Annotated in this window: 1 pseudogene; it reads right to left on the reverse strand. The window is 57.1% G+C overall.

Annotated elements, in window-relative coordinates:
- Positions 1-833, reverse strand: a pseudogene (locus tag ACESYO_RS16300) (hypothetical protein); the annotation flags it as partial.
- Positions 834-1,108: the final 275 nt, after the last annotated feature.

The following is a 1,108-nucleotide window of genomic DNA, read 5'->3' on the forward strand; positions in this document are numbered from 1 at the left end:
ATTCCATCTTCACTCGCTTCGGCAGTAATTGCAAAGCCGTCCAGAGCGTAGTTGGGGGTCTTCCAGGCGATGCGCACATTGCTGCTGTCCGCCTCGATCTTGTCCAGCGCGGCGACGATGGCGAAATACAGCTCCATGCCCTGCCAGGTGGCATCCGGGTTTTCAGCCAGTGCTTCCGCCTCGCTCTTGTCCTCCAGCGGCCAGGAGTACCAGGTAGGTTCGTCTTCAGCGTAATCGGCCAGAGCAGTGTCAAACGCTTCCGGCTTGCCGGTGTACATCTTCTGCCACTGATATGCGACTTCCACATCCTCCCGGTTCAGTTCCACGGTCAGGGCAAGTTCGTCCCCCACGCTGGCCTCCAGCAAATCGCTCTCCGGAGCAATGAGTTCCAGAGGCGCGGGAGTTGCCGTAGGCTCAGGGGTAGCGGAAGGTTCAGGAGTTGCCGAAGCTTCCGGCGTTGCTGTAGGTGTCGGAGAAGGTTCCGGGGTTGCGGAAGACTCCGGGGTGGGAGACCCTTCCGGCACTGCGGATTCCTCCGGCGCGGCAGAGCTTTCCGGCTTCTCGGATTCTTCCGGGGCTGCCGAAGTCTCCGGTGTTGCCGTGGGAGCGGCAGACGCTTCCGGCGCGGCAGACGGTTCCGGGATTGCCGAGGGTTCCGGCGCGGATGTGGCTTCAGGGGTTCCGGTGGAAATGCCTCCGCCGTCTGTTACAATGCTGCTTACATCATCCGCATAGACCACCGGCCCAAACGTGGGGGCCAGTGTACTGAGCAGCATTGCAACAGCCAGAACACCCGTTGCAATCCGCTGGGTGATTGTTCTTTTGTGTTGCATATTTTCCTCCATTCGGTTTGCTTCTTCAAAGTGTGTGCCTTAGATCAAGGGCAGCACCACCTTTCAATTTCAAAATGTATATATAAAAAAGCACCCTCCCAGTGTGGAAGAGTGCTTTGTAGATAATATGTGAAAAATTAAAAATCATCGGGTAAGGGCTGATCGGGAGTAGCATTTTCATCAGGGCTATCAAACACGCCGCCGCCCTCAATGATAGTTCCGTTGTCAGCATCCACATATCCGCCTAGAATGGGGGTGGGAACCGGTGCAGGGGC

Source organism: Allofournierella massiliensis (genome assembly GCF_964241245.1).
GTDB classification, from domain to species: domain Bacteria; phylum Bacillota; class Clostridia; order Oscillospirales; family Ruminococcaceae; genus Allofournierella; species Allofournierella massiliensis.